Source organism: Levilactobacillus brevis, assembly GCA_021383565.1.
Lineage (GTDB): Bacteria > Bacillota > Bacilli > Lactobacillales > Lactobacillaceae > Levilactobacillus > Levilactobacillus brevis_B.
The window spans coordinates 1618189-1644395 of record CP079699.1 but is presented as its reverse complement, the minus strand read 5'-3'; the positions used below and the strand labels follow the sequence as shown (position 1 = coordinate 1644395).

Annotated in this window: 27 protein-coding genes and 1 pseudogene; 20 read left to right on the top strand and 8 right to left on the bottom strand. The window is 48.0% G+C overall.

From position 1 onward, the window contains the following. The first annotated feature begins 3 nt into the window (after positions 1-3). The 8 genes from KB236_07755 to KB236_07720 all read left to right on the top strand — a co-directional run bounded on the left by KB236_07755 (position 4) and on the right by KB236_07720 (position 8871). Positions 4-789, top strand: a complete 786-nt coding sequence (locus tag KB236_07755; protein UIF28441.1) for a (S)-ureidoglycine aminohydrolase — start codon at positions 4-6, stop codon at positions 787-789. Between the two features lie 39 nt (positions 790-828). Beyond that, positions 829-1896: an ureidoglycolate dehydrogenase gene (gene allD / locus KB236_07750; GenBank protein UIF28440.1), complete on the top strand. Its 1068-nt coding sequence runs from the start codon at positions 829-831 to the stop codon at positions 1894-1896. A gap of 28 nt (positions 1897-1924) precedes the next feature. Beyond that, entirely contained in the window at positions 1925-3691 is a 1767-nt protein-coding gene (gene fdrA / locus KB236_07745) for an acyl-CoA synthetase FdrA (protein ID UIF28439.1), read from the top strand. A 3-nt stretch (positions 3692-3694) separates the two neighbouring features. Continuing rightward, positions 3695-4957 (top strand): DUF1116 domain-containing protein, encoded by a 1263-nt coding sequence (locus KB236_07740; protein ID UIF28438.1) that lies wholly within the window; start codon positions 3695-3697, stop codon positions 4955-4957. Further along, entirely contained in the window at positions 4958-5812 is an 855-nt protein-coding gene (locus KB236_07735; GenBank protein UIF28437.1) for a DUF2877 domain-containing protein, read from the top strand. A 32-nt stretch (positions 5813-5844) separates the two neighbouring features. Then, positions 5845-6786, top strand: a complete 942-nt coding sequence (arcC, locus tag KB236_07730; protein UIF28436.1) for a carbamate kinase — start codon at positions 5845-5847, stop codon at positions 6784-6786. A gap of 291 nt (positions 6787-7077) precedes the next feature. Then, positions 7078-7836: a glucose 1-dehydrogenase gene (locus KB236_07725; protein UIF28435.1), complete on the top strand. Its 759-nt coding sequence runs from the start codon at positions 7078-7080 to the stop codon at positions 7834-7836. A gap of 75 nt (positions 7837-7911) precedes the next feature. Then, a complete protein-coding gene (locus KB236_07720) occupies positions 7912-8871 on the top strand; it encodes a 2-hydroxyacid dehydrogenase family protein (GenBank protein ID UIF28434.1) in 960 nt (319 codons plus the stop codon). A gap of 586 nt (positions 8872-9457) precedes the next feature. Here the strand turns inward: KB236_07720 and KB236_07715 are convergent. The 3 genes from KB236_07715 to KB236_07705 form a co-directional block, all read right to left on the bottom strand. After that, the gene (locus KB236_07715; protein UIF28433.1) at positions 9458-9811 is read right to left on the bottom strand and encodes a CrcB family protein; all 354 of its coding nucleotides are present in this window, start codon (positions 9809-9811) and stop codon (positions 9458-9460) included. Positions 9812-9815: 4 nt separating this feature from the next. Next, a complete protein-coding gene (locus KB236_07710; protein UIF28432.1) occupies positions 9816-10190 on the bottom strand; it encodes a CrcB family protein in 375 nt (124 codons plus the stop codon). A 154-nt stretch (positions 10191-10344) separates the two neighbouring features. Next, positions 10345-11610: an MFS transporter gene (locus tag KB236_07705; GenBank protein UIF28431.1), complete on the bottom strand. Its 1266-nt coding sequence runs from the start codon at positions 11608-11610 to the stop codon at positions 10345-10347. Positions 11611-11788: 178 nt separating this feature from the next. Between KB236_07705 and KB236_07700 the strand changes: the two genes are divergently transcribed. Next, positions 11789-13432, top strand: a complete 1644-nt coding sequence (locus tag KB236_07700) for a PucR family transcriptional regulator ligand-binding domain-containing protein (protein ID UIF28430.1) — start codon at positions 11789-11791, stop codon at positions 13430-13432. A gap of 250 nt (positions 13433-13682) precedes the next feature. Further along, on the top strand, positions 13683-14555 hold the full coding sequence (locus KB236_07695) for a DNA adenine methylase (GenBank protein ID UIF28429.1): 873 nt from the start codon (positions 13683-13685) through the stop codon (positions 14553-14555). A 102-nt stretch (positions 14556-14657) separates the two neighbouring features. Here the strand turns inward: KB236_07695 and KB236_07690 are convergent, their stop codons facing one another. Further along, positions 14658-15425, bottom strand: a complete 768-nt coding sequence (locus tag KB236_07690) for a site-specific DNA-methyltransferase (protein UIF28428.1) — start codon at positions 15423-15425, stop codon at positions 14658-14660. A 203-nt stretch (positions 15426-15628) separates the two neighbouring features. Between KB236_07690 and KB236_07685 the strand changes: the two genes are divergently transcribed. The 4 genes and pseudogenes from KB236_07685 (at position 15629) to KB236_07670 (ending at position 18524) form a co-directional block, all read left to right on the top strand. After that, positions 15629-15904, top strand: coding sequence for a hypothetical protein (locus KB236_07685; protein ID UIF28427.1), 276 nt, complete (start codon positions 15629-15631; stop codon positions 15902-15904). A gap of 46 nt (positions 15905-15950) precedes the next feature. Next, positions 15951-16726 (top strand): annotated as a pseudogene (locus KB236_07680) (IS5 family transposase). 46 nt (positions 16727-16772) lie between these two features. After that, a complete protein-coding gene (locus tag KB236_07675) occupies positions 16773-18014 on the top strand; it encodes a hypothetical protein (GenBank protein ID UIF28426.1) in 1242 nt (413 codons plus the stop codon). A 138-nt stretch (positions 18015-18152) separates the two neighbouring features. Next, positions 18153-18524, top strand: coding sequence for a hypothetical protein (locus tag KB236_07670; protein ID UIF28425.1), 372 nt, complete (start codon positions 18153-18155; stop codon positions 18522-18524). 55 nt (positions 18525-18579) lie between these two features. Here KB236_07670 and KB236_07665 read toward each other — a convergent pair whose 3' ends face one another. The 4 genes from KB236_07665 to KB236_07650 form a co-directional block, all read right to left on the bottom strand. Further along, entirely contained in the window at positions 18580-19200 is a 621-nt protein-coding gene (locus tag KB236_07665) for a sugar O-acetyltransferase (GenBank protein UIF28424.1), read from the bottom strand. An 18-nt stretch (positions 19201-19218) separates the two neighbouring features. Continuing rightward, complete coding sequence (locus tag KB236_07660; protein UIF28423.1) at positions 19219-19629, bottom strand: peptide deformylase; 411 nt, start codon at positions 19627-19629, stop codon at positions 19219-19221. Between the two features lie 31 nt (positions 19630-19660). Further along, on the bottom strand, positions 19661-20233 hold the full coding sequence (locus KB236_07655; protein UIF28422.1) for a DUF1697 domain-containing protein: 573 nt from the start codon (positions 20231-20233) through the stop codon (positions 19661-19663). A gap of 75 nt (positions 20234-20308) precedes the next feature. Next, positions 20309-21187, bottom strand: coding sequence for a LysR family transcriptional regulator (locus KB236_07650; GenBank protein ID UIF28421.1), 879 nt, complete (start codon positions 21185-21187; stop codon positions 20309-20311). Between the two features lie 137 nt (positions 21188-21324). Between KB236_07650 and KB236_07645 the strand changes: the two genes are divergently transcribed. The 6 genes from KB236_07645 to xrtG all read left to right on the top strand — a co-directional run bounded on the left by KB236_07645 (position 21325) and on the right by xrtG (position 26192). Then, positions 21325-22791 carry a UbiD family decarboxylase gene (locus KB236_07645; protein UIF28420.1) on the top strand — a complete coding sequence of 489 codons (1467 nt, stop codon included), beginning with the start codon at positions 21325-21327 and terminating at the stop codon, positions 22789-22791. Between the two features lie 14 nt (positions 22792-22805). Continuing rightward, complete coding sequence (locus tag KB236_07640; protein ID UIF28419.1) at positions 22806-23369, top strand: UbiX family flavin prenyltransferase; 564 nt, start codon at positions 22806-22808, stop codon at positions 23367-23369. A 1-nt stretch (position 23370) separates the two neighbouring features. Next, positions 23371-23781 (top strand): amino acid decarboxylase, encoded by a 411-nt coding sequence (locus KB236_07635; protein ID UIF28418.1) that lies wholly within the window; start codon positions 23371-23373, stop codon positions 23779-23781. Between the two features lie 206 nt (positions 23782-23987). Next, a complete protein-coding gene (locus KB236_07630) occupies positions 23988-24632 on the top strand; it encodes a hypothetical protein (GenBank protein UIF28417.1) in 645 nt (214 codons plus the stop codon). Positions 24633-24918: 286 nt separating this feature from the next. Next, complete coding sequence (locus KB236_07625; GenBank protein UIF28416.1) at positions 24919-25587, top strand: Firmicu-CTERM sorting domain-containing protein; 669 nt, start codon at positions 24919-24921, stop codon at positions 25585-25587. Beyond that, entirely contained in the window at positions 25587-26192 is a 606-nt protein-coding gene (xrtG, locus tag KB236_07620; protein ID UIF28415.1) for an exosortase family protein XrtG, read from the top strand. Before KB236_07625 ends, xrtG begins: the two co-directional genes overlap by 1 nt. Positions 26193-26207 lie beyond the last annotated feature (15 nt).

Genomic DNA, 26207 nt, shown 5'->3' with positions numbered 1-26207 from the left:
ATCATGAGTTACAAAAATAATCGTACCGGTTACCAAAAGCAATTGTTAGGTTCACGTTCCGTCGTTAAGGCTGGCAACTTTGCCTTGATTCCTAACGATGGCTTAGTTAAGAACAATGTTCCCGGGTTTGAAAATGTAGACGTTTCCATCATGGGGACTCCGCGTTTAGGTGCCCACTTCGTTGACTACATTGCTAGTTTTCAAAAGGGTGGTAAGCACACTGGTTTTGGTGGCGAAGGAATCGAAACGGTTGCTTACGTCGTTTCAGGTAAGTTAAAAGTTTCCGATGGCAAGGAAGAAAATATCTTGACCGATGGTGGCTACGCTTACTTCCCAGAAAGTGTCATCATGACCATGGAAAATGCCCAAGACGAACTAACTGAAGTCTTCCTTTACAAGAAGCGTTACCAACCAATCGCTGGTCACAAGGCTTACAAGATCGTTGGCAACACGCATGACCGGGCACCACAAGACTACGAAGGCATGACTGATGTACATCTGTGGGACTTCTTGCCAACCGATGACTTGGGCTTCGACATGAACATGCACATCTTGGCCTTCGAACCAGGTGCCAGCCATGCTTACATTGAAACGCATTACCAAGAACACGGGGCATACTTAATCAGTGGTTCTGGGATGTACAACCTGGACAATGGTTGGTACCCCGTTGAAAAGGGTGATTACCTCTACATGGGTTCCTACTCACCACAAGCTGCTTATGCCGTTGGCCGTGGCGAACCATTAGCTTACGTATACTCCAAGGACGCCAACCGCGACCCAGAAATCTAACACACGACACCACACACACTAGACACGGAGGGACAACATATGTCAGATTCAGGAATTACGCTAGTTGAAGCGCAAGAATTACAAGATTTGATGATGAACAAGTTTATCGCCGCCGGGTTACCTAAAGAACCAGCTGAGGAAACAGCACGGCATCTGACCTACGCCGATGCCTGTGGGATTCACTCCCATGGGACCGTACGGGTGGCTTACTATGCCGAACGGATTGCCAAGGGGGGCGTTAACCTCAACCCAAACATCCAATTTGAAAAGACGGGGACGTCTACCGGGGTCGTTCACTGCGACAACGGGATGGGTCAATACGTCTGCAACGAGGCCTTGACTTACGCAATTGGCATGGCTAAAGATACCGGGACAGCTGTTGTTGGTGTCGAAAAGACCGGCCACAGTGGGATGCTTTCTTACTACGTTAAGCGGGCTGCAGAAGAAGGCTTAGTTGCTATTGCAATGTGCCAATCCGACCCAATGGTGGTGCCATATGGTGGTAGTGAAAACTACTTTGGGACTAACCCAATTGCCTTTTCCGCACCACGTTCCAGTGGGGAACCACTCGTCTTCGATATGGCGACGACGGTTCAAGCCTGGGGGAAAGTCTTGGATGCCCGGTCCAAGAACCGGTCCATTCCAGATACCTGGGCGGTTGATGGCAACGGGGACCCAACCACGAATCCACACGACGTTCGGGGCTTACTTCCAATTGCTGGTCCTAAAGGGTACGGCTTAATGATGTTGGTTGATGTGGTTGCTGGTTCCTTGCTGGGCCTGCCATTCGGGAAGCACGTTTCTTCGATGTATGCCGACTTGACTGAAAAGCGGAATTTAGGTCAATTCTACATTCTGATTGATCCGAAGAAGTTCACGGATCCTGATGCCTTTGCTAAGCAAGTGCAACAGATGACGGAAGAACTGCATGAAATGAAACCAGCTAAGGGCTTCGATCAAGTTTACCTGCCAGGTGAACGTAGCCAAATTCGTCGGAAGAAAGCGATGAAGGATGGTATCGAAGTGGCAACTGAAATTTACGATTACTTGAAGAGCGATACGGTTCACTTTGATAAGTACAATGGGCAAGGTGCCTTCGCCGAATAAATCTAAACGAAAGAGAGTTGATAACTATATGCTGCACACAGTGATTGAAAAGAATAGTTATCAGGACTCCATCGTGCTCATGCTGTTGACGAACTATCTGGAAACGTTGGATGGCGTCAACAATGTACAAGTCATGATGGGAACCCCTGCTAACAAGGATATCTTCAAGACGGGTGGTCTGGCGACTGACGAATTGGAAGCCGCAACGCCCAACGACATGGTTATTGTCCTCGATGTCGACAATGAGGAATTGATCGACGATGTGGTCAAGAAAGCCAAGACTTATCTGGACGAACAATCCAGTGGAAATGACGATGAAACCAGCGGTGAAGAACGGGTTAAGACTTGGGATAAGGCCTTAGAAGTTGCTAAGGATGCCCCCGTTGCCTTGATTTCTGTTCCCGGTGTCTACGCCGCGAGCGAAGTTGAGAAGGCTTTGGACGCCGGTAAAAACGTCTTTTGTTTCAGTGACAACGTGACGATTGAAGACGAAGCACGGTTGAAGCAGATGGCCCACGAAAAGGGCTTACTGTTGATGGGTCCCGACTGTGGGACTGGGATTGCCAATGGGTTACCTTTAGCCTTCGCTAACCGGGTTCGCAAAGGAAGCATTGGAATTGTTGGTGCCTCTGGAACTGGAATTCAGGAAGTCACGGCAATCATCCATAAGATGGGTGAAGGTGTGACGAACGCGATCGGAACTGGTGGCCGTGATTTAAAGGCTCAGGTTCAAGGGATTACGTTTAAAGACAGTATTGCCTTGCTGGACCAAGATCCAGACGTTAAGGTGATTGTCGCCATTTCTAAGCCGCCTGCAAAGGAGGTCCGCGACGATGCCGTTGACTTGTTACGGGCAGCCAAGAAGCCTGTCGTAGCAATCTTCTTAGGTGAAAAGCCAGAAGCCCATGAAAAGGGACTTTACAGAGCTTACACGCTGGAAGAAACGGCTAAAATTGCGGTGGGCTTGCTCCACGGGCAAGAGCCAACTGGTAACGAAGATGTTGCTGTCAAGGTGCCAGACGTGAAGTTACAACCGCAACAAAAGTACATTAAGGGGTACTACTCCGGTGGAACTTTGGCTTATGAAGCCGCAACCTTAATGAACAATACGCTGGGCCTTCACGCCGAAAATGGTGTGGATGGATCCATCTTGAAAAAGGATGGTTACGAGGTCTTGGACCTTGGGGATGATGTCTTCACGCAAGGTCGGCCACACCCAATGATTGATGCCACGAAGCGGAAAGAAATGATGGTTTCGGCTGGACAAGATCCGGAGACTGCCGCAATTCTATTGGATATCGTGCTGGGGTACGGGACGACCGACGATATGGCTGGCGACTTGAAGGATACGATCATTAAGGTCAAGGCGGATGCCAAGGCTGAAGGTCGTGAATTACCAGTTATTGCCACCATTGTTGGTACGGATATGGACCCTCAAGACTACAGTCAACAACAAAAGACGTTGGAATCTGCCGGTGTAATTCTTTGTGAGAATAACGCCCAGGCGGTTAAAACAGCGTTAGCTATTGTGGGCCATCCAGTAGAGGAGAAACCATTACCAATCCTCCCAGAACAGCCATCGAATGTGAAGATGCCAGCTGTTTCTGATAGGTTGAAGGAAATGCTGACGGCCACTCGTTTCTTAAACATTGGGCTGGAAAGCTTTGCGGATGCGATTAACGAAAGTGGCGGGAGTGCTGTCCAATTTGATTGGAAGCCAATCGCCGGTGGGAACGTTGAGCTGCAAAAGGCTCTCTTGTTCCTCAGTAAAGTTGACTTGAAAGTAGGGGTGTAATGAATGGTTTATAAAAGTATTGACGAAGCCAATCAGGCGGTAGTCTCCAAAATTATTGCCGGTTCACCATTCCTATTGGATGTTGTCCCTGCAATGGACGTTATTGACGAATTTAAACATGGCAAAGTGTTGCTACATGCCGGTCCACCAATCACCTATGATAAGATGATTGACCCCGTCCAGGGTGCCTGCATCGGTGCTGCGATGTTTGAAGGTTGGGCAGATAATGAAGTTGACGCGCGTAAGCTCATGGAGAGTGGCGAAGTGACCCTCATTCCTTGTCACCACGTGGATGCAGTTGGGCCGATGGGCGGGATTACCTCAGCTCATATGCCACTGGTTGTTGTGGAAAACCGGACGGATGGGAACCGCGCTTACTGCACGATGAATGAAGGAATTGGTGCCGTACTGCGGTTTGGTGCCAATGGACCAGAAGTGATTGACCGGTTACGCTGGATGCGTGATGTCTTAGGACCAGTCTTGAGCAAGGCTTTACAGAAGCGCGAACCATTGAATGTAAACGTTTTAATTGCCAAAGCGATTGCCATGGGGGATGAATTCCACCAACGGAATATCGCCGCTTCACTGGCCTTCTTAAAGGAAATGTCACCAAGTATCGTGGCGTTGGACATTGACCAAAAGGACAAGGAAGATGTTATTCAATTCTTGGCCGATACCGACCAGTTCTTCTTGAACATCATGATGGCTTCCGCTAAATCCGTGATGGATGGTGCCCGTCAGATTCAAGAAGGAACCATTGTAACGGCAATGTGCCGGAATGGTTACGAATTTGGTATTCGGATTGCTGGGATGGGTGATGAATGGTTCACTGGTCCGGTTAATACGCCACATGGGCTGTACTTCTCCGGGTTCTCCGAAGACGATGCCTCACCTGATATGGGTGATAGTGCCATCACCGAAACGTTTGGGGTTGGTGGGTTCGCCATGATTGCCGCACCGGCTGTTACGCGGTTCGTCGGAACTGGTGGATTCTTCGATGCCCTGCATACGAGTGAGGACATGACCGAAATCACAACGGCATCCAATCCTAATTTCCCAATCCCTACTTGGGACTTCCGGGGAATCTCTATCGGGATTGATGCGCGAAAAGTTGTTGAGACGGGCATTCTCCCAGTAATTAACACCGGGATTGCCAACAAGAAAGCGGGTCTAGGACAAATCGGGGCTGGGACCGTTAATCCACCGATGGAAGCCTTCGAAAAAGCTGTCCTGGCTTATGCTAAAAAGTTAGGTTTTGAGGAATAAATGCGTGAAGTAGAAGTTCTGGGTGACCATGTACTTCTGGCTCTAGAAGATAGAGAATGGTATGTTCATAGCGTCTTTGAGCACACCTTTAATTTAACAGACAAGCAGCACACGCCGTTGGTGATTCTGACTAGCGACCGCTCAAAACTTTTACCAGGTGGACTCTATCTTCCGCCACGCGATTTTACCGATTTATTGAGTCAAATTCGAGATACCCGCAGTGTCAATTTCCGCGATGCGTCCTTTTATATCGAGACCTACCAAGAAACTTGGCAGCTCAAGATTACCGAGACGTTCCGTGCCGACTTGCTGACCGAAGGGATTCGGTCAGACCGGTTGGGGTACTTGTTGAATAACTGTCGAAACATCGATCGTCAGACTGGATTCGATCAACCGTTTCAGGATTTCTTGACGCTGGACACGTCACCGTATCAAAAGGAAACGTCTTGGCTAACAAATGCCGTTACCGTTCAATGGGGAGTCGACTTCTTCATTGGCAGAGGCAGGGGGCTCACCCCATCGGGCGATGACTTTTTGTTAGGCTGGATCCTTATTGATTGGCTGAGTGGTAATCATCAAGAGCTTCGAGCGGCGGTTGCTTCACGAATTGAGTCGGCCAGTTACACGACGGATGTTGGCCGAAGCTATCTATACTACGCTCTTCGTCGACGGTTCAGTAGCGCATTACTGGGCATCGTTCGGTACCTGAAGGGCAACGAGCCACTGGAAAACTTGGACAACCTATTGGCACAAGCCGTTGAATACGGGAACACGTCGGGCATTGATTGCCTGGCTGGAATTGTATCCGCGTTGGTCTACAAGCAGGTAAATCTCGATCTTGATTTGAAATATTGATTTGATTAAACGGAAGAAGGGGGGAAATCCCAATGGCTAAAAGAGTTGTTATCGCGGTTGGTGGTAACGCGATTCTCCAACCTAAGCAAGACCCAACATTTGAAGTTCAAATGGAAAATGTTCAGAAAAGTGCGGAACAGATCGCGAAGATTGAAGCCATGGACTACGAAATTGTGTTGACGCATGGTAACGGTCCGCAAGTTGGGAATATTCTCCAACAAAATGAATTGGCTAAGCATACGGTACCAGCACTCCCGCTGGATGCTTGTAACGGTGAGTCGCAAGGCTTTATTGGCTATATGTTGGAGCAGAGCTTAAAGAACACACTACGGCAGAATCAATCTTCAGCGAACGTGGCAACCTTGTTGACCGAAGTTGAAGTTGACCGTGACGACCCAGCCTTTAAGGACCCAAGCAAGCCGATCGGCGTGTTCTACACTAAAGAGGAAGCTGATAAGCTAAAAGCCGACAAGGGTTGGATCATGAAGGAAGATGCGGGTCGGGGTTACCGGCGCGTGGTTCCGTCACCAATGCCCGCGATGATCCACGGGGTTGATTCGATTAACCATTTGTTGGAACAAAACATCATCGTCATTGCCGGTGGTGGCGGCGGTATCCCGGTTTACCAAACTGAGGATGGTTTACTGCAAGGTTTGGAAGCTGTGATTGATAAGGATCGAACCGGTCGGAAATTAGCGGAACAAGTCAATGCCGATATCTTCATGATTCTGACCGATGTCAATAATGTTTATATCAATTATGGAAAGCCAAACCAAAAGAAACTAGAGAATGTTTGCGTCAAGGAAACCCAGAAGTATCTCGACGACGGGCAATTTGCCGCCGGGAGTATGGGACCTAAGATTGAAGCCGCGATTGCGTTTGCCAAAACCGGACGAACAGCGATCATCTGCTCCTTAGATGAAGCCGACTTAGCCTTACAGGGCAAGGCAGGGACGCGGATTAGCTATACTTAAGGCAACAACAGTGCTTAGCTTTAGAGATTGATTGATGGATTAAACGGTACCGTGAGAGTTGCGGCAATCCTTACGCAATGAACTGCCGAACAAGGCGACCCTTTGAGTAGCTTTGTGATTGCCAGAGGATACCCTAACGATAACGGCCAAAGTTTTTTAGACTTTGAACACCAACGTTATCGGATAGGCTAGTCGAACTACCACGTCAGAAGTGACGTGATAGCTCGACTTTCGCCGCAACTCATTGTGAAAGTTGTTACAACCACACTATAATTCTGGAGGTCGAACGTTATGAGTCATCGTTTAGATGGAAAAGTTGCGATTGTTACGGGTGGAACTTTGGGCATTGGTTTAGCTGTTGCCGACAAGTTCGTTGAAGAAGGCGGCAAGGTCATGATTACCGGTCGTCACGCTGATGTGGGGGAGAAAGCCGCTAAGAGTATTGGCGGGCCAGATGTTATTCAATTTTTCCAACACGACGCAACTGACGAACAAGGCTGGCTTGATTTATTTGATGCGACTGAAAAAGCCTTTGGCCCCGTTACGACGATTGTGAACAATGCGGGGATGGCCGTTAACAAGAGCATTGAAAACACCACCACCGAAGAATGGAAACAACAATTGGCGGTCAACCTAGACGGTGTCTTCTACGGGACGCGACTGGGTATTCAACGGATGAAGAACAAACACTTAGGCGCTTCCATCATCAATATGTCTTCAATCGAAGGTTTTGTTGGTGACCCTAACTTGGGGGCTTACAATGCGTCCAAGGGTGGCGTGCGGATTATGTCTAAGTCAGCAGCTGTGGACTGCGCGTTAAAGGACTATGACGTTCGTGTGAACACCGTGCACCCTGGCTACATCAAGACGCCGCTGGTCGACGATTTACCTGGCGCTGAAGCTGCCATGTCTGATCGGACCAAGACGCCAATGGGGCATATCGGTGAGCCGAACGACATCGCGTGGATTTGCGTATACTTGGCTTCGGACGAATCCAAGTTCGCGACAGGGTCAGAATTCGTGGTTGACGGAGGTTACACTGCGCAATAAACCGGCAGTGCATCGTTTGATGAAAACGTATACAATAGAGTTGTAAACCCAAATCTTGCAAAAGGAGTGACATTCATGGCTAGTGTTTTAGTAACTGCAGCAATTCCACAGTCCGCTCTGGCGATTCTGAAAGAGGCTGGACTGGAGATCGATGTCTATACGGGCAGTGGATTAATCACGAAAGAAGAATTGGTGAAACGGATTGTGGGAAAGGATTACTTGATTACGCCATTGTCGACGCAGGTTGATCGCGACGTGATCGATGCCGATCCTAACCTGAAGATTATTGCCAACTATGGTGCAGGCTTCAATAACATTGATGCCGCCTATGCTCGGCAAAAAGGAATTCCGGTTACCAATACGCCAGAAGTCTCAACGGTATCAACCGCTGAGGTCACGACGGGCCTGATGATTACGTTAGCGCATCGGATGGTCGAAGGTGATAAGTTGATGCGAACCAAGGGATTTGATGGTTGGTCGCCACTCTTCTTCTTGGGCCATGAACTCTCTGGCAAGACTTTGGGAATTGTCGGAATGGGGCAGATTGGACAAGCCGTTGCTAAGCGGATGAAGGCATTTGATATGAACATCATCTACTCGCAACGGACCCGGCTTGATCCAGAAGTGGAGGCACAGTTTGACGCTAAGTTTGTCAGTTTGGAAGAATTGATTAAAACGAGTGACGTCTTGAGCTTGCACTGCCCATTGAATGACCAGACGCATCACATGATTGGTGCACCACAGTTTAAACAGATGAAATCATCTGCTTACTTGATTAATGCCGCTCGGGGACCCGTGATTGATGAGGCGGCTCTGCTCGAAGCTCTGAAGGCTGGCGAATTGGCCGGCGCAGCGCTGGATGTTTATGAAGCGGAACCAAACGTTGATGATGGCTTCAAAGCACTCGATAATGTTATCTTGACGCCGCACGTGGGGAACGCCACCGTTGAAGCGCGGGACGCCATGGCCGCTATCGTTGCTAAGAACACCGTACGGGTTGATCAGGGGCAGGAACCATTACACATCGTTAACTAATTAACACCACCTTCATATTATGATTAGAGAATAGTTTTTTACAGGACCGGCTCAGACATGAGTTGGTCCTGTTTTTGTGCGAAATGCCGGTGCTGGATGTAGGAAAGCCGGCAACTCAAGGGATGGTAGAGTGACAAGTCGGTAGTGTCTAAAAATAACAGTAGTATGGGGCTTCTTCCTGCTTAGATTTCACGAGTACATCGAGCATAGCAGAAGCGTCTCTGAATAGCGACAACTATCGTATTGGCAGTCTTGGCGGTTAATGTGGTGGCCGATTCGGTGTCAAAATAGTTATCGGGTCGATGGAGGGGCACAGATAATTTAGCCAACACAAAAGGGAGCAGTCACCACTGCTCCCTCACACGACACCACACTAGACTTGCGGTTACCCATATTATACGCTGTCGGTAAAGCAAGGACAACGCTTTCACTGATGATTTAATCATTATCGCCATTGTAAATAAAAAGAAGCAGCTTTATCGGTCGTTAGCAAGGCGACCGCTGCTTCTTTTCGCATGCGGTAAACCGCACCGAACCTGCGAATTTTAAGTGTCCCTAAATCGTTACGATTCTGACAAACTTTAGTTTAAGCGACCAGTTCATACCCTACAAAAGCACTGACTACCCCTAGAGTTGCGGATAAGACTAAGTAACTCATGGCCGTCACGGGCCGATGGTCGATGAGCTTAATAAAGTCATTGGTAAAGGTTGAAAACGTGGAGAAGCCGCCCAGAAAGCCACTGGCGACTTGAAAGAGGAGGGCGGTGGGGGCTAATAAGCCAGTGGTGATTCCCAGAAGGCCTGACCCAAGAATGTTGATGGAGACGGTTGCAACGGGGAAGTGTGTGGGTGGCAAGAGTCGATCGGTCATATAACCCACGGTAAAACGGGCTAGAGCACCGCAGCCACCGGCTAGACAGATGTACAAGATCGTCAGCATCCTATCACGCCCTTTCGGAGATTCGAGAACTAGAGCGAAAGCCAAGAACGGTGGCACTACAGCCCAGTAAGAGGCTGGCCAGCCAATAGGTTAGAGCGAGTCCCATGGCCCCTTGCTGGAGTAGGCTGACGACATCCATAGAGAAGGTTGAAAAGGTGGTGAAGCTCCCAACGAGGCCAACGGTTAGACCGGCCATGACGGCCTCAGAGAGCGGAATTAGCGTGGGTAGTGTTTTTGATATGAAGGCCAGGAGAAAAGACCCAATGACATTGATGAGTAAAATGGTGGTCAGGTGGTGGTTGGTCATTGCAGTCAGGCCGAACCTTAAGAGACTACCACAGCAGGCAAAGATGAAGATAGAACTAAGTTTTTTGAGCACGCTGAGGACCTCCAATTCAAGCACCTAAGCACCCCTAGTCGCTACCACTCACGATCGCTGGAACAATCTGGCAGTGAGTGGCAACGATTAGGGGTGCTTAGGTGTTTAGGCAGGGTTGATAATGAACGTTTCAGTGGAGAACTTACAGATAGGGTTAGGCTTGCGCTTGTTTCTTACGTAAGTTGGCCAGTAAGAAGAGCACCGTTCCAACCGCCAAGAGAATAATGGCAATGTAGAAACCGAGCACTTTTGATCCGGTAGCGTCGGAAATACTCCCGGTTAAGGCAGGGGCAATGATGGATGACATCATCCCGAAGAAATTGAAGACGCCCAGCGTTGTACCGACACCGACGGCCGGCGCATTTTCCCCCAACCAGGAAATGATGATGGGTTCCACAGCTAGCTTGCCCAAGAATCCGTAAAGAATGAGGGCGGTCAGCAGGAAGGCGGAGGTAGTTGCCTGAACGGTCAACAGTAACATAGCCGCGGAAAGTAATTCTAGAACAACGATGAACTGAATCTTCTTGTTTAAGTATTTATCGGCTAATTTACTGAAGAACAGGGCGCCGGGGATAGAAGCGAAGGCTACTAGTGATGAGGAGAAACCAATAGCGGCACCGTGGAACCCTCGTTCAGTGGCGAGAAAGTTTGGTAGCCAAGTGACAATCATGTAGTAGGCATAGCAAGTTGCGAAATATAAAATATAGGCGAAGAGCATCTTAGGTTGGAACAAGGTCCCCAGAGAAACCTTTTCTTTAACTTTGGGCGCTTCTTCTTCAGCGGCCTTGGTAGCTTCCTCGGCGGCTTGAATGTTGACGATATCGTCTTTGTTACTCTTAATAATAGCTTGGAATGCAATGACCATGCAGATAATCATGACGATTGTGATGTACATCATTGTTTGCCACGGCATGCCTTGTTGGGCAACCAGAAAACTGGAAAGAATCATCCCAAGGCCTGAACCTACGGCGGAACCACTGTTCACGATGGCCGTAGAGAAGCTTTTTTTGTTGGCGGGGATGTTTTGTGAAGTCAGTGAGTAGGCAGAACCGTAGAAGGAACCACAGCCAAGCCCGGCTAAAACTGACCCAACGTAGATCATCTGGATGGAGCCAGCCAGGGCAACGATCAAGGCTGCGATGGCAAATAAGATGAATCCGGGAATCAATACGCGTTTTTTCCCAATCTTATCGACTAAGAAGCCCGCGGGAATCTGCATAATGACATAACCTAAGAAATAAAAACTAGAGATGGAACCAAGTGCGGTGTCGGACACCCCACCGCCAAGTGATGAGCGGATTTGGGGGTAGACCGGCGCAAGGGCAGAACGGTAAATCCAAATGGTAATCCAGCCGGCACAGAGTAAGATGACAATCTTCTTCCAATAGGCCATACCTGATTTTTCTGTAACTTTGTCCATGATAAGTCCTCCAATTTCACCATATATGTAAACGCTTACAGTGACAATTATAAGGAGATTCACAAGAAATTCATTGCATACTCTGCACCATAAATTAATGGTATTTGTCTATTTTAGCTAAATATGTTTTAATTAGGTGGATGAAAGCGCTAACTTTTATTTAAGGAGGCTAACTAAAGTGAGCACACTCAAAGAGTTACTAAACTTACCTCGCTTTTCTGATCTGGAAGTTCTTTCAATTCACAAAGATTTAGAACGACCGGTTGAAAGCGTTGAAATTACCGAAACCCCCGATGTTGCTAATTTTATTCCGGAACACGTCATTATCTTGACTACGGCAATGGTTTTTCGGAATGGTCAGGAGAAATTGAAGCCATTTTTGGCGTCGCTAGTTGATCATCAAGTTGCGGCGTTAGGAATTAAAGTGGGACGGTTTATTGAGGAGATTGATCAGGCTGTGATTGATTACGCGACCGAGATCAACCTCCCTTTGATTAAAATTCCCAGCACTCAGCCGCTGGGTGGCCTGTTATACCAGATGCAAAGCTACTTATGGGATAGCAAAACGGAACAGCTTACATACGCGTTAGATATTCAAAAAAGCTTCTCCAACTTATTAATGCATGATGTCAGCAATGGGCGATTCGTTGCTGAATTGGGTAAGATTATCAATGCACCAGTCATCATGTTAAACCCTTGGCATAAGGTAATTGGAAGCTCTCAATTTTTTTCTGAATCCGATCATCCGGCCTCATTTTATGCGGAACAGCTAACCACTCAGCATTACGAGAAGATTAACGAGGGTAAAAGTACTATCCTGATTAAGGACATCCGAGGTGAAAAAATTCAGGTGCTCGGTTATCCAGTTAAGGTCTCCAATTACTTTCCGTATTACTTATTAGTGCTTAGACCAGAACAAATTCCATATCCAATTTCGGAATTTGCAATTGAGCAAGCGGTGCTGGTCTTAACGTTTGTGCTATATAAAAATCAAAAGGTTCAGGAATTTTTTGATATTATGAAGAGTGACTTCTTATCCCAGTTAATTAAAGCTAAAACGGAACAAAGTAATGAAAATCGTGATTGGATTGATTTAGGCGAGAACTATGGTTTAGTTAAGAGCGACTATTATCGGATTGCTTTGGTTTATTGTGTGCCGAATGAGAAAAGTGAAAATCAGATTTTTTATCGTAAAGAAGAATCTGAAGTCGCTAATAATTGGTTACAAGAACAACTCCCACTTAAAATTCGTGATGTGGTCGCTTTTAAAGTGAAAAATAGTAACGATATTGCATTGCTATTTCAGTCCAAAGAAGTTAGTTTTGAGCGAACGGTTAAAACACTAATTACCAGTTTAAAAACCGAATTGGGGATTAATTTGAGTTTCTCCTTTGGTAATCCATATGATGAAATTGAGGAAATATCGAGCTCGTATGTTGAAGCCAAGCTAGCTTTAGACGAGGTTAAACAGCAGGAAGAACCGGATATGTTGAACTACTATCATCCGCGAGGGTTGATTAGTCTGTTTGAGGGAGCTAACGATGAAGATATTCACTACTACTGTGAAAAGGTCTTGAAAGATTTAGCCTATCCAACAGATCCGTCAACGATTGATTTACGAAAGACACTGCAATATTATCTGGATTACAATTGTGAAATTACTAAAACGGCTAATACCTTGTATCTTCATCGTAATACGATTAAATATCGAATTAAGCAGTGTGAAAAGATTCTAGGTCAATCTGTTAAGAATCCGCAGACAAGCTTGAACTTACGGTTAGCACTAGAATTATCCAAAGCAGGGGATATTGAGATTGGGTAATGAAGCATTCTGTACAACAAACGTAAATATTATCGGCGCCAGAACATTCACGTAGCTATCAAAAAATACCAATAATTTAGAAGCACCAAGAGTTTTCATTTTATCTTGGTGTTTTTGTTTCACATCGATAGCCTTAATTTAATTAAGCCGTTGACTTAGGATCGTAATTTCGATAACATTTAATGGAGACTAGTGTAGGGAACTTATGTTCTCGCGGCGGACTGAGTTCATATACTGAAAGTGTGATTTTATGGGAAAACGTAACAATGACATGGTCAAACCATTTTTAAAATGGGCGGGTGGTAAGCGACAGTTACTCCCAGAGATAGAAAAATATTTACCCACTGATTTTAACGATTACTATGAACCCTTTGTGGGTGGGGGAGCAGTCTTTTTAGCGATTCAAAATAAAAAGACGACGATCAATGACTTTAACGCTAGCTTAATTAATACTTACAAGGTTGTTAGAGATGACGTTGAGGCTCTGATTCAACTTCTGAAAATACATGAGGAACATAACTCTAGTGATTATTACTATGAATTGAGAAGTTGGGATCGCTCGGATTTAATTAATGAGAAATCAAACGTTGAGCTAGCTGCGAGATTCATTTACTTAAATAAAACGGGATTTAATGGCCTTTATAGGGTGAATAAAAAAAATCAAATCAATGTGCCCTACGGTAAATATAAGCATCCGGCCATCGTAAACGCGGAAGTTTTGAGAGCTGTTAGCCAGTACCTAGAATCCAGTAACACTGAGATCATGAATGGTGACTTTGCGGCAGCCGTCGCGACGGCTAAAAAAGGGGATTTCGTGTACTTTGACCCGCCGTATGCGCCGGTGGTTGACGATAAATCCAGCTTCGTGAGCTACACGTTGAATGGCTTCAATGACGATGATCAACGGCGATTATACGCGACCTTTAAGGCGTTGGATGAACGAGGTGTCTACGTGATGCTTTCAAATTCTTCGGTTGAGTTTATCCACGACTTATATGCTGATTATCAGGAGACGACCCAGATTGTTCACGCGAACCGGGCCATAAATTCTAACGCTAAGGGACGCGGCAAAGTTGATGAAGTCTTGGTCATGAATTACGATTATCGCGACGCTAAACAATAGTTTTTTTCGACGTAAGTCCTCTTTGAACGCAAATGCTGAAGACAATTCAGTGTGACGTTCAAGGAGGATTTTGTTTTATCCTTCAGAAACTGTTACTAAAAGTTAATGATGCTGTTGGTTTTCCAGCCTTCTTTTCGCGATTGCTAAGTATTCTGGTGAGCTGTCGATGCCGATACAGTATCTTTTTAAAGACTGACAAGCGACGGCAGTTGTACCGCTACCGACGAAGGGGTCTAGGATGGTCATGCCCTCAGTAGTAGAAGCCTCAATCATTCGTTTAATAATGCTGATTGGCTTTTGCGTGGGATGTCGACCAAATCTTCGTTCAGATTGTTGGATAACGGGCGTAGACCAGACATCTTTCATTTGTTTCCCTTGATTATAGTGACGCATGAGATTGTAATTGAAAAAATGTGGAACTTTTGGAAACTTCCGGGCCCAGAGGATGGTTTCAGTCGAGTGGGTGAACATCCGACAACTCAGATTGGGTGGGGGATTTAATTTTTGCCAAGTAATGTTGTTTAGAAGACGATAGTCGTATTTTTTCAGAAGATAGCCGACCTCATAAATGTTGTGTAGACTACCAAAAATCCAGATAGTGCCAGTAGGTTTAAGAACTCTTTGGGCTTCTTTTAGGAATAGAGCGTTAAACGCTTCGGACGAGGGATATTTGTCATTGATCTCGTCCCAATTTCCCTTGTTAACGCTGACTTTATTACCCCCACTGTTGGTGAAACCGCCGTTGGATAAGAAATAGGGCGGATCGGCAATGATGACGTCTATACTTTCTTTTATCATGCTAGGGATTAATTGAAGAGAGTCACCGGCATATAATTGAATCAAATCGTTGCGATAGTAGGGTTGAATCATAGGCGACCTCCTGGAAAGTAGATTGGTAGTCTAAAGTATAAGCTCGCTGAGGTTGGGGTGTCAGGCGAACGGATATTCTTTTTTGATTAAATGTGTCGGGGATGGTGATGGAATTAATCGCATGACGATTGTTTCCGGTCCTAAAAAAATGATAGGATATTAGAAGATGACGCAATCTAAGCGTTTTTGACAGGGGGGAGAACATGGGTCAGGTATTAACACTGAAAAAGCACAAGCTGGAAAGCTACGATAAGCGAAATAATAAACCCAGTAAGGCTTGGGAGATCTTGTTTGAAGCTTATGACATTGTGCATCAGATTGAAGAAACTGGGTATTATGATATTAATGTCGATAAGATGATGCGTGACAATGCTATCGCCAGTCAATGGCACGCTAGGTATCCGGATGAAAAGGCACCAGACAATCGAAACATTTTGAAATTTGATTTCTCTGCAGATTTGCCTAGGGTCTGTTCCTAAACATTGATTTCTGGTATACTCCATCAAAAACGGATTGGAGTACATCATGACTATACCAAAGCGCTATGAACTAACTGACGAACAGTGGAACCGCATTGAACCAATGTTTCCAGCCTATCGTACCGGTCGACCAGCCACCATTGATAACCGAACGGCTTTCAATGGTATTCTCTGGCTGATGCGAAGCGGAGCGGCATGGCGTGACGTTCCCGAGCGCTACGGTCACTGGAAGGCAATTTACAGCCGATTTCAACGTTGGTCAAATTCCGGTCTGTTTCTAAAAATGTTTGAAGAACTTTCTCAAGATCCAGACATGGAGAACATCAGCTTAGATTCAACCAGTATTCGGGTTCATCAAAAAGCTACCGGTGCTAAAAAAACGCAGTCAATGCAGAGTTCAACCAATTCATAGGACGAAGCCGAGGTGGCCTTACCACCAAGGTTCATGCGTTAGTAGATGGACTGGGCAACCCACTAAAATTCTTGCTTTCAGGTGGTCAGGTACACGATAGTATTGCGGCACCTGAACTACTTGAAACTGTTGATTTGACTAACGTAAACGTGATTGCGGATAAAGCATATGGTGCCGAAAAGCTAAGAGACCAAATTACATCAGCCCATGGGACCTATACCATTCCGCCAAAAGAGAATGCCAAAGATCCTTGGGACTGTGATTATTTCACCTACTGTGAACGTCACCTGATTGAAGACTTTTTTAATCAAATGAAGAACTTTAGACGCTTCGCAACACGCTACGATAAGCTAGCTACCAGCTTCTTGTCCACCATATACATCTGCGCCATCATGATTCTATTGAAATAGTTTGAGAACAGGCCCTAATATCTTTAAAGAATACCGGCTTCAAATTATGCCAATAGGCGGTAAGCAATATAGAATTGCACCGTTTAATATGTATTACCCACTGGTGAATCAAGCGGTTCCCGTCATTCCGATGGCGAGTCCTATGAAAATGGCCAGTTTAGATTTTGGCAAAATTACGACTGAACCAAACGCACAGACGGTGGCAGAGATTACGAAGATGCTGACTTATATTTTTCATGATTTAAACAGCCATAATCGTGAAGTCATTGCTACCCTAAGTGGTAAAAATAATGTGCACAACGTCGCGTTTAACATCGATAATGTGGTGAATAAGGCTGTCCCGATCCCCTTGAGCATCCATACTTGGCAAGCGGAAATTGACGGCGTTTACGAGTCCAATGAAACGGTGCTAGTCGTTGAGAGTAAGATGAAGTTTCCCAAGGACTTTAACATTCGTCAGCTGTTTATTCCGCGATTGCTAATCGAGCAGACCATGCAGCGGTTACATGAAAAAAAAGATACTTACGTGTGTTATTTTGTGAAGACGAAAGATGTCTATATCTTCACGGTTTATCGCTTCACCGATCTGAAGAATATGAACTCAATAAAGATTCATCGCCAGTATAAATTTAGGTTATCTGATGATCCGCACAATGTGTTTTCAATTGAAACGGCAGCGGATAAGGCCAAGTATAATAGCGATGAGGCGACTAGACGCGCTAGGGCATTAATCAAGCAGACTGAGGTGCTCACGCAGTATCCGATTTATTCGAATGGCAAGACCGTGAGCTTTCTGCAAGCCAATAACTTGCAGATTGCGTTGGATTATCTCGACTTTTTAAGTGGTTCTTCGGAAAATGTTTTGGTGAATGAAGAACAAACGCCGAGAAGTGGTCCGGAAGCCTTTGTGGATACGTTTAAGTACGATAGTCGCCAATATAATTATTATTTGAACTGGCTCGGCTATTTTGGTTTTGTTGACAAACTGCCACAGACTGGAATTGTCGTCACCAGTGAGGGGAAGGCGCTCAATTCGGCAAGTACAGCCAATAAGAATGACATATTGTTACAAGCAATGGCCGCTCATCCCTCCTCAAGAGTTGTCCTGGAAGCCCTTTTGGATAATCATCAATTGGATTTGGACGCGCTCAAAAAGACTATCCAAAAGGAAATGCAGGAGGTTCCTCAGGACAGTCAAATTAGCGGCAATACGCTGACGCGGCGAATATCTAGTGTTAAGTCAATGTGTAAGCAAGTCTTGCTATTGATGGGAATTCAGTTGTCGTGAGCTTGAGGTTAGTGTTTGAGTTTAACTAGAGTAAGGTGTCTAAAAACGCTGCTCACCATCGCAACCCCAGCATATCCATTTACTTTTCCCACGCAATCGCCTAAAGTACGAGGTGAGAGATGAAGAGAGGCGATGATCATGCAAAGACTCTACGGTTATGTGCCCCTGTTGAGCGGGCTGGGCAGCCTGTATTTTTTATTAGTCATGTCCCTGGAGCCTTCTTCAACGACCAGTCTGGGGTTGGACTTTAGTTGGCACAATCCCGATGTGGTCGGCGTGGCCTTGGTACTCGTCGTTGTCGTTGCAACGGCCTTTGCCAAGCGCCTATGGGCCAAGCGCGCCGGCCTCATCGTTAACGCAGTCGTCGTGTTGGGCATGACAGCTGATCTGTTCCACACCCAGCACTCGCCGTTACTGACGGATTACCTCTGGTTGTGGGGTTTGCTGATGCTGTTTAATCTCGCCCTGATTGGGTGGGGGAGTTATCGGCTGTGGTGGAAAAATAAATAAAAATAGCACACGTGATGTCCCGACTTATCGGGATGTCGCGTGTGCTTTTGCGTCGTTATGGTTGAATATCCGTCTTGTACTGAATCGAGTCCGCTTCCGTAATCTCGCGAACGACACGGCAGGGTTTACCGACGGCTAGCGAATGAGCTGGAATATCGCGGGTGACCACGGAGCCAGCGCCAATCACGCAGCCGGAGCCAATGGTCACACCACCAATGACCGTAACGTTGCTGCCAAACCAGCAGTTATCGCCAATCGTGATGGGCTTATCGTATTCGATATCAAATAACGACCCGTCGGCGTGGGGGTGGAGATTGCGTTCCTGATACCGTAGCGGGTGCATGGGGGTAACCAACGTCACGTTAGGGCCAAACCACGTGTTGTCACCGATTGTAACGTAGCCGCAATCCAGAACGGTGAAGTTGGCGTTGGCGTAGAAGTGTTTTCCCAGATGCGTGTAGCTGCCGTAGTCAAAGAAAATTGGGCCTTGAAGGTAGGTGCCCGTCGCATGATCCGGCACCAATTTGGTCAAGATTTCCTCGCGCTTCTCAGTTTCATCATCGAAGGTCATGTTATATTCCTGTGACAAGCGATGCGCGTAGTGGAGCCGTTCTTGGAGCTTAGGATCGGATGGATCGTAGAGCTTTCCCGCTAACATTTTTTCCTCTTCCGTCATGACAAACAGGCCTCCCGTCTAAATGACAATACCATCGCAATGGTCGACTTCATGCTGAATAATCTGCGCCACAAAGCCAGTAAACGTCTGGTGTTGCCGTTGGAAACTTTGGTTGAGAAAGTCCACGTCAATGGTCCGGTACCGCTGGGTTGGCCGCTCGCCGGTGAGCGATAAGCAGCCTTCCTGGGTCTGAAAGGGTCCAGCCTTTTTCGTAATCTGCGGGTTAATCATGGCGACGGGCATCACGCCCATATCGACTACGATAATCCGCTTATTAATGCCAATCATATTGGCAGCCATGCCCACACAGTTTTCGCTGTTGGCCTTGAGTGTGTCTAATAAATCCGTGACGACCGGGGCATCCAGCTTAGTGGCGGGCTGGGCCTTGAAGCTAAGTTGGGTGGGGTCGTGGACGACATTTCTAATCATGTGTGACCTCCAAAAAGTTAAGGGTTAAAAGTCATAAATCATCTTCTCGATTATAGCACGGGTGGTCTAGCCGTTCTTGCAAAAGTTGGGCTAGCTTCCGCGTGGTTCGGTAGCTCCGCGCGCTGGTTTGCTGGTAAAAGGGCGTACCGAAGACCTGACCATACGCCGAATGCTGAAAATTACCCACAGCGTCGACCGTCCAGAAGATCAGGTGGGGCGTCGTTACAATATGGTCAAGCGTTGTGAGCCGGTCACGGAGCCACGTCACCTGCTCACGATAGTTAGTGAGCTTGAACAGGCAGAGGTGTTGGTGCTGGCCCGTTCCATCCCACCAAGCAGGTGCCTGCTGAAACTCCCGGCAGAGGGTGGTCGCGGGGAACAACCCAAAGTTAAGTGGAAAGTCGACGTTAGTGGCCAGGACATCGGCCACACGTTGGGTACAGACCGCCTGATTGTCGGGACCGTCCAAGATAAGATTACCGCTATTGGCGTACGAGACAACCTGCGTGAAGCCGGCTGCCGTCAACCAGTCCCGTAATGTCGCCATTTTCACTTGGTGATAGGTGCCGCCGTTAATACCGCGTAAAAGCAATAAATAGGTCATTTCTTAAGTTCCTCCTAAGGTGGGGTCGGACGTGCAACCAAATGACCGAAAAAAACATTAGTTATAAGTAGGGGGTCATTTTAAGTAGCCCACAAAACGTTGGGCTGCCGGACTTAAGGCGCCCCGTGGGTAGACCAGCTGTAGGTGGCTGACCAGTGGTTGCGTGAAAGGCCGTGTGACGTACGCTGCCGTTAGGAAAGGAGCGGCCGCCTTGGCAAACAGGAAGGTGACCCGTTGCGTATGAGCGATCATCCCCAATAGTGTCTCGATGTGGGGCGTGGTAAAACGAATATTCGGCGTGAAGCCCGCCTGTTGAAAGCGATGGCCCATCTTTTCGTAGACGCCGGAACCCGGATTGAGTGTGACCACCTCGCTGTCTTGCAGATCGGCCATTGCGATGCTGTCTTGCTGAGCCAGCGGGTGATCGGCAGCCAAGACGACACGCAACTCATCGGTATCCAAGTTAATCGCGTCAAATTGCGACTTGTTGAGTTGCTGACTCTGGACGTCGCGCAAAATGCCGAGGTCGAGTTCCTGGTTCTGTAAGGCTTTGAGGAGGTCGGCCCCCTGTAGTTCGTCCAAATGAATGTTGATCTGCGGGTAATCGTGCATGAAGCGACTCATCTTCTGGGTGAGGCCATACTGGGCCATGACGGGGACACTACCGATACGCAGGGTGCCGCGGCGTAACACCCGGTAGTCTTGCAACTCCGTGCGTAGGAGGGCATATTGTGCCGTGATGGTCTGCGCATAACGAAAGAAGACTTCACCACTCTCCGTGATGGTGAGCTGGCGCTTATTGCGGGTCGAGATGAGCTGCGTTCCGAGTTCCTGCTGCATGTTCCGCAGGCGTTTGGACAGCGCGGACTGCGTAATGTGCAAGTCGACCGCGGCGTCCGAGACGTTGCGCATCTGATACAGCACGATGAAACTATAAAAGTCGTCGAGGGTCACGTGAACATCAACCTTTCTGAGAAGTCGTAAACGAGCTATTATTCCTATTAAGCATAACGTTAGTCGAAACTGGATTTGTTTGCAAGCGGTTTATAGACTAAGGTTATCCGTGTAAATAACTGACAGGAGGTAATCTGATGGCAAATGAACCTTATGATTTGCGTAAGGTACTGGCCGAGCTTAAAACGCAACCCGGCCAATATCACGCAACCGATGTGGCAATCGATCCAGACGCCGAATTAGCGGGGGTTTACCGCTATATTGGTGCCGGTGGAACGGTTGAGCGACCGACTCAGGAAGGCCCGGCCATGATGTTTAACAACGTTAAGGGTTTCCCGGGCACACGGGTTTTGATGGGCTTGATGGCCAGTCGAAAACGCGTGGGGATGATGTTTCACCACGACTATCAAACGCTGGGACAGTTCCTAAACGATGCCGTGGAGCATCCCGTGCCGCCGGAGATGGTCGATGATGCGCCGGCTCACGAGGTCGTGCACAAGGCCACCGATCCGGACTTTGATATTCGTAAATTGGTGGCGGCCCCGACCAATACACCCGAGGATGCCGGTCCGTACATCACTGTGGGCGTGGTCTTAGGCTCCAACAAGGCCAAGACCATGAGTGACGTCACGATTCACCGGATGGTGCTGGAGGACAAGGACACGCTGGGGATCTACATCATGCCTGGTGGCCGGCACATCGGCGCTTTCGCCAAGGAATACGAAGCGGCCAACGAACCAATGCCCGTGACGATTAACATTGGGTTGGACCCCGCCATTACCATCGGTTGTACCTTCGAGCCGCCGACCACGCCATTGGGCTACAACGAGTTGGGCGTTGCCGGTGCGATTCGCCAGGAAGCCGTGGGCCTGACACCAGCGATCACCGTCGATGAAAAGGCGATTGCCCGTTCCGAATTTACCCTGGAGGGCTACATTATGCCTAACCAACGGATGCAGGAAGATATCAACACCCATACCGGCAAGGCCATGCCTGAATTCCCCGGTTACGATGGCGATGCCAATCCAGCGGTGCAGGTCATCAAGGTTACGGCCGTCACGCACCGCAAACATCCGATCATGCAAAGTGTCATCGGCCCCTCCGAAGAACACGTCAGCATGGCCGGTATTCCGACCGAGGCTAGCATTCTAGAGCTGACTAACCGGGCCATTCCCGGCAAGGTATTAAACGTCTACAATCCGCCAGCTGGTGGAGGTAAGCTCATGACCATCATGCAGATTCACAAGGAAGATGAGGCTGACGAGGGGATTCAGCGCCAGGCCGCTTTACTGGCGTTTTCGGCCTTCAAGGAATTAAAGACGGTCATTTTAGTGGATGAAGATGTGGATATTTTCGATATGAACGACGTCATGTGGACGGTTAACACGCGATTCCAGGCCGATCAAGACTTGATGGTCTTGCCGGGCATGCGTAATCATCCGTTGGACCCCTCCGAGCGACCGGGTTATGACCCCAAGTCGATTCGAACGCGGGGGATGTCGTCGAAGTTAGTCATTGACGGGACGGTACCGTTTGACATGAAGGACCAATTCGTTCGGGCCCAGTTTATGAAGGTCCCCGATTGGCAGAAATATTTGAAGTAAAGGACTGATGGTGGATGAAGAAGATTGTGATTGGGGTGACCGGGGCGTCCGGGACGATTTATGCGATTGACCTATTAAAGAAACTTCGGGCACAACCGGACGTTGAGACCCACTTGGTGATGAGTGCGTGGGCTAAGAAGAATTTGGCACTGGAGACGACGTATACGTTGGATCAGATTAAAGCCCTCGCCGACGTGGTCTATAGCGACCGTGACCAAGGTGCCGCGATTGCAAGTGGGTCGTTTTTAAACACGGGGATGGTCATCGTCCCGGCCAGCATGAAGACGGTGGCTAGCATTGCGTACGGCTTCGGGGATAATCTGGTAGCCCGGGCCGCGGACGTGACGATTAAGGAGCAGCGAAAGCTAGTCATCGTGCCCCGCGAGACGCCACTAAGTGTGATTCACTTGGAGAATTTGACCAAATTAGCCAAGCTCGGTGCCCAGATCATTCCGCCCATTCCCGCCTTCTACAATCATCCCCAGACCATTCAAGATCTGGTCGACCATCAGACCATGAAGGTGCTCGACGCCTTCGGTATTCACGAAGAGGCGGCCAAACGTTGGGAGGGCGATTAGCGTGCCAAAGTTCACAGTGACACAGGAAAACTACACGATTGCCGCAGACGTGACCGTGATTGGCAAGGATTTGTTGATCGTGGTCACCGGGGGCAGCAATCCGCATATCGGCGACGTCACAACGTTAACCAAGGATACCGCGATGCAAACCACCAAGTACCCCAGTCACGATGGTCGTTTCCATAAGGATAATTTTGTCGGTGAACGGATCGCCAAGGTGGTTCAACCCGTGTTACCCGGTAGCTGTACGATTACGGCCGGCATTCACGTGAATCAGATTACCAAGGCTCAGATTGCGGCCTCCGCACCCATGGGGGAGAATCTTGGCCGTCAGATTGTGGCATGGCTGGCCGCCCATCCGGTGACAGCGCCAGCCCCGCAGTATTATAGTGATCAGGAACAACCGCAATAGCATTTTAGCGAAGACAGACCCGAATTGAGCCTGTCTTTTTGTTTCTCGATTGAAGCTTAAAGCTAACTTAAAAGATTGCACAGATTGACCGAGTAGGGGGTATTTTCGCGAGGATAACGGTGTATGCTGAAGACAACTATAACGCGGTCAAAATGATTGCGTTCATGTACGATCTGTCTGGCAGTTGCGATTGGAGGAGTTTGCGAATGCACCGAATATTTTGGATAGCTTTAACTTGTCTGGGTCTTATTGGCTTGGGCGCCACAGCGACGACCGCACAGGCCGCCACGACGGCGAGCAGTCAACTAAATATCAGCATCGATGGTGACTTCAGTGATTGGCACGATAAGCCGCTGACCACGTTGGGGGATGACGAACAGGCTTCTCTAGTGGCCGATGACAGTGCAGCTTACTTTTACCTGAATACGAATCCGAATGACAGTAAACATGGCGCCGTTTGGTTGCCCGCCAGCTACACACTCAAAGTGGGTGACAAGTCGTTTACCCTGACCTTAGGCAAGGCCCAGGGATTGGGTGCTGGCAAGACCAAGGCCGTGACCGTCAGCGCCAATGGTCAGGTCATAAGTGGAGCGCAGGCCATGATTTCACGGCCCAAGGATAGCCACGGTAATTACGAAATTATCGAACTACGGGTGCCCTTAGCCGGATTAGGTGTGGTAACGACGGCTAGTCAGAACATTTCGCTGACCAGCACCGATAGCGCCTTTGACGGTAAAACGTTGACGACGACCGGCGGCAGTACGGGCGGTGTGCTCCTGGTAGCGGCCGGTTTTGGCATTGCCGTGATCGGTGTGGTCAAGGTGACGCGGCGTCGACAGCGAGTAGCCTGAGAATTGACCCGGCGAGCAACCGGTTGTCAGGCGATAATTAAGCCGTCTAGCTGACTGACGCCTTGATTAAATTGAAAAATGTTCTGGCTTTTTCACACTTCAGCGGTTATGATGGAAAATCAGTAGAAATTCGATTGAAAAGTGACTACAATGAAGGCGACTAGGGGACTAACCGATAGATTAAACGATTTTGCGTCCAAAATACCGGCACAAATGACGAAAGTCGCGGTTTAGGCCGACGTGATAAAGTTGAGGAGGAATGAATGTGCGAAGAGTCATGTTCGTAATGACAGTCTTAATGGGTGTGATGCTGTGGGGCGGTTTGACGACTGCCCATGCGGCCAATAATGGGTCAACGACGAATAAATATGACATCAGTATTGATGGCAACTTTGATGATTGGTCCGATAAACCCATGACCACGGTCAAGGAAGATTGGGATGATTACAACATCAAGAAGGCATCCTTATTGGCCGATGACAACAATATTTATTTCTACCTGAACATGTCACCGGAACACGGTGGTGGGTACAGTACCTTACAACCGTCGGGATACGTGTTGAAGATTGGCAGTAAGACGTTCTACGTGACGTTTAAAGCCAATGGTAACTTGACGGATGGCGCTACGGTCGATGGGACTGTCAACGCTTGGAACAGTGACGTCAGTGGGAGTGGCGACCTGAGTCAAGCCACAATGAAGGTTCACCGCTTCAAGACGGCTAACGGTCATAACGACATCATGGAAGCCAAGATTCCGCTAAGTGAGCTCAAGGTCGCTGGCGGGTCGCAGACCATTACCATGAAGAACGATAATTTAGGGTCACAAACTTTAACGGCTACCGGTGGTTCTACGGGACCGGTCGTTCTGGCTGGTGTCGGATTGATTATCGCCTTAGGCAGTGTCGTAACGTTTACCCGGACACGAGCCAAGGCTAAAAAGCAGAGGAAGGCTTAATGAATAGCTACCTGTTATTCGGGATAATGGGGTGGCTCTACGTGATTTCAGTCTTAAAACGGGCCCACCTTTCCGCGTATTATTTCATTGCGGGAAGTGTTGGCCTGTTCTTTATCCTCATTGCGTTGGGCAACCCGTACTGGGTGTGGTTCATGACCCATCTGGTGATTAATGGCGTGTCGGCGCTGGGAGATCTGACGCACTGGTGTCGGGTCTTTGTAAAATACGGTATCGTCTATATTGGCAATGGCACGAACCCCGTGACGATGTCAATTGACTACGAGTGTTCGGGCATTATCGAAACCACCGCCTTCGTGGGGCTACTGGCCTTCTTTCCAACCTATAGTCGGCAAGCCAAACTCTTCTACCTGGTGATGGGGGCGCTGTGGATCTATCTTGCCAACGTGATTCGGTTGATGTTAGTGGTCTCGTTGGTTTATTTTGGCGGGGCCGATTGGTACTTCATGGCCCACACCTTGCTGGGACGGATCGTCTTTTACGTGTTAGTCATCATGCTGTATTACAACGTGTTTACGTATTCCCAGCTATCGCAGAGTCTCTATACGAATTTTAAACGACATTTTTCGAGAGGTAATCATTCGTGAGATATTTCATTGATT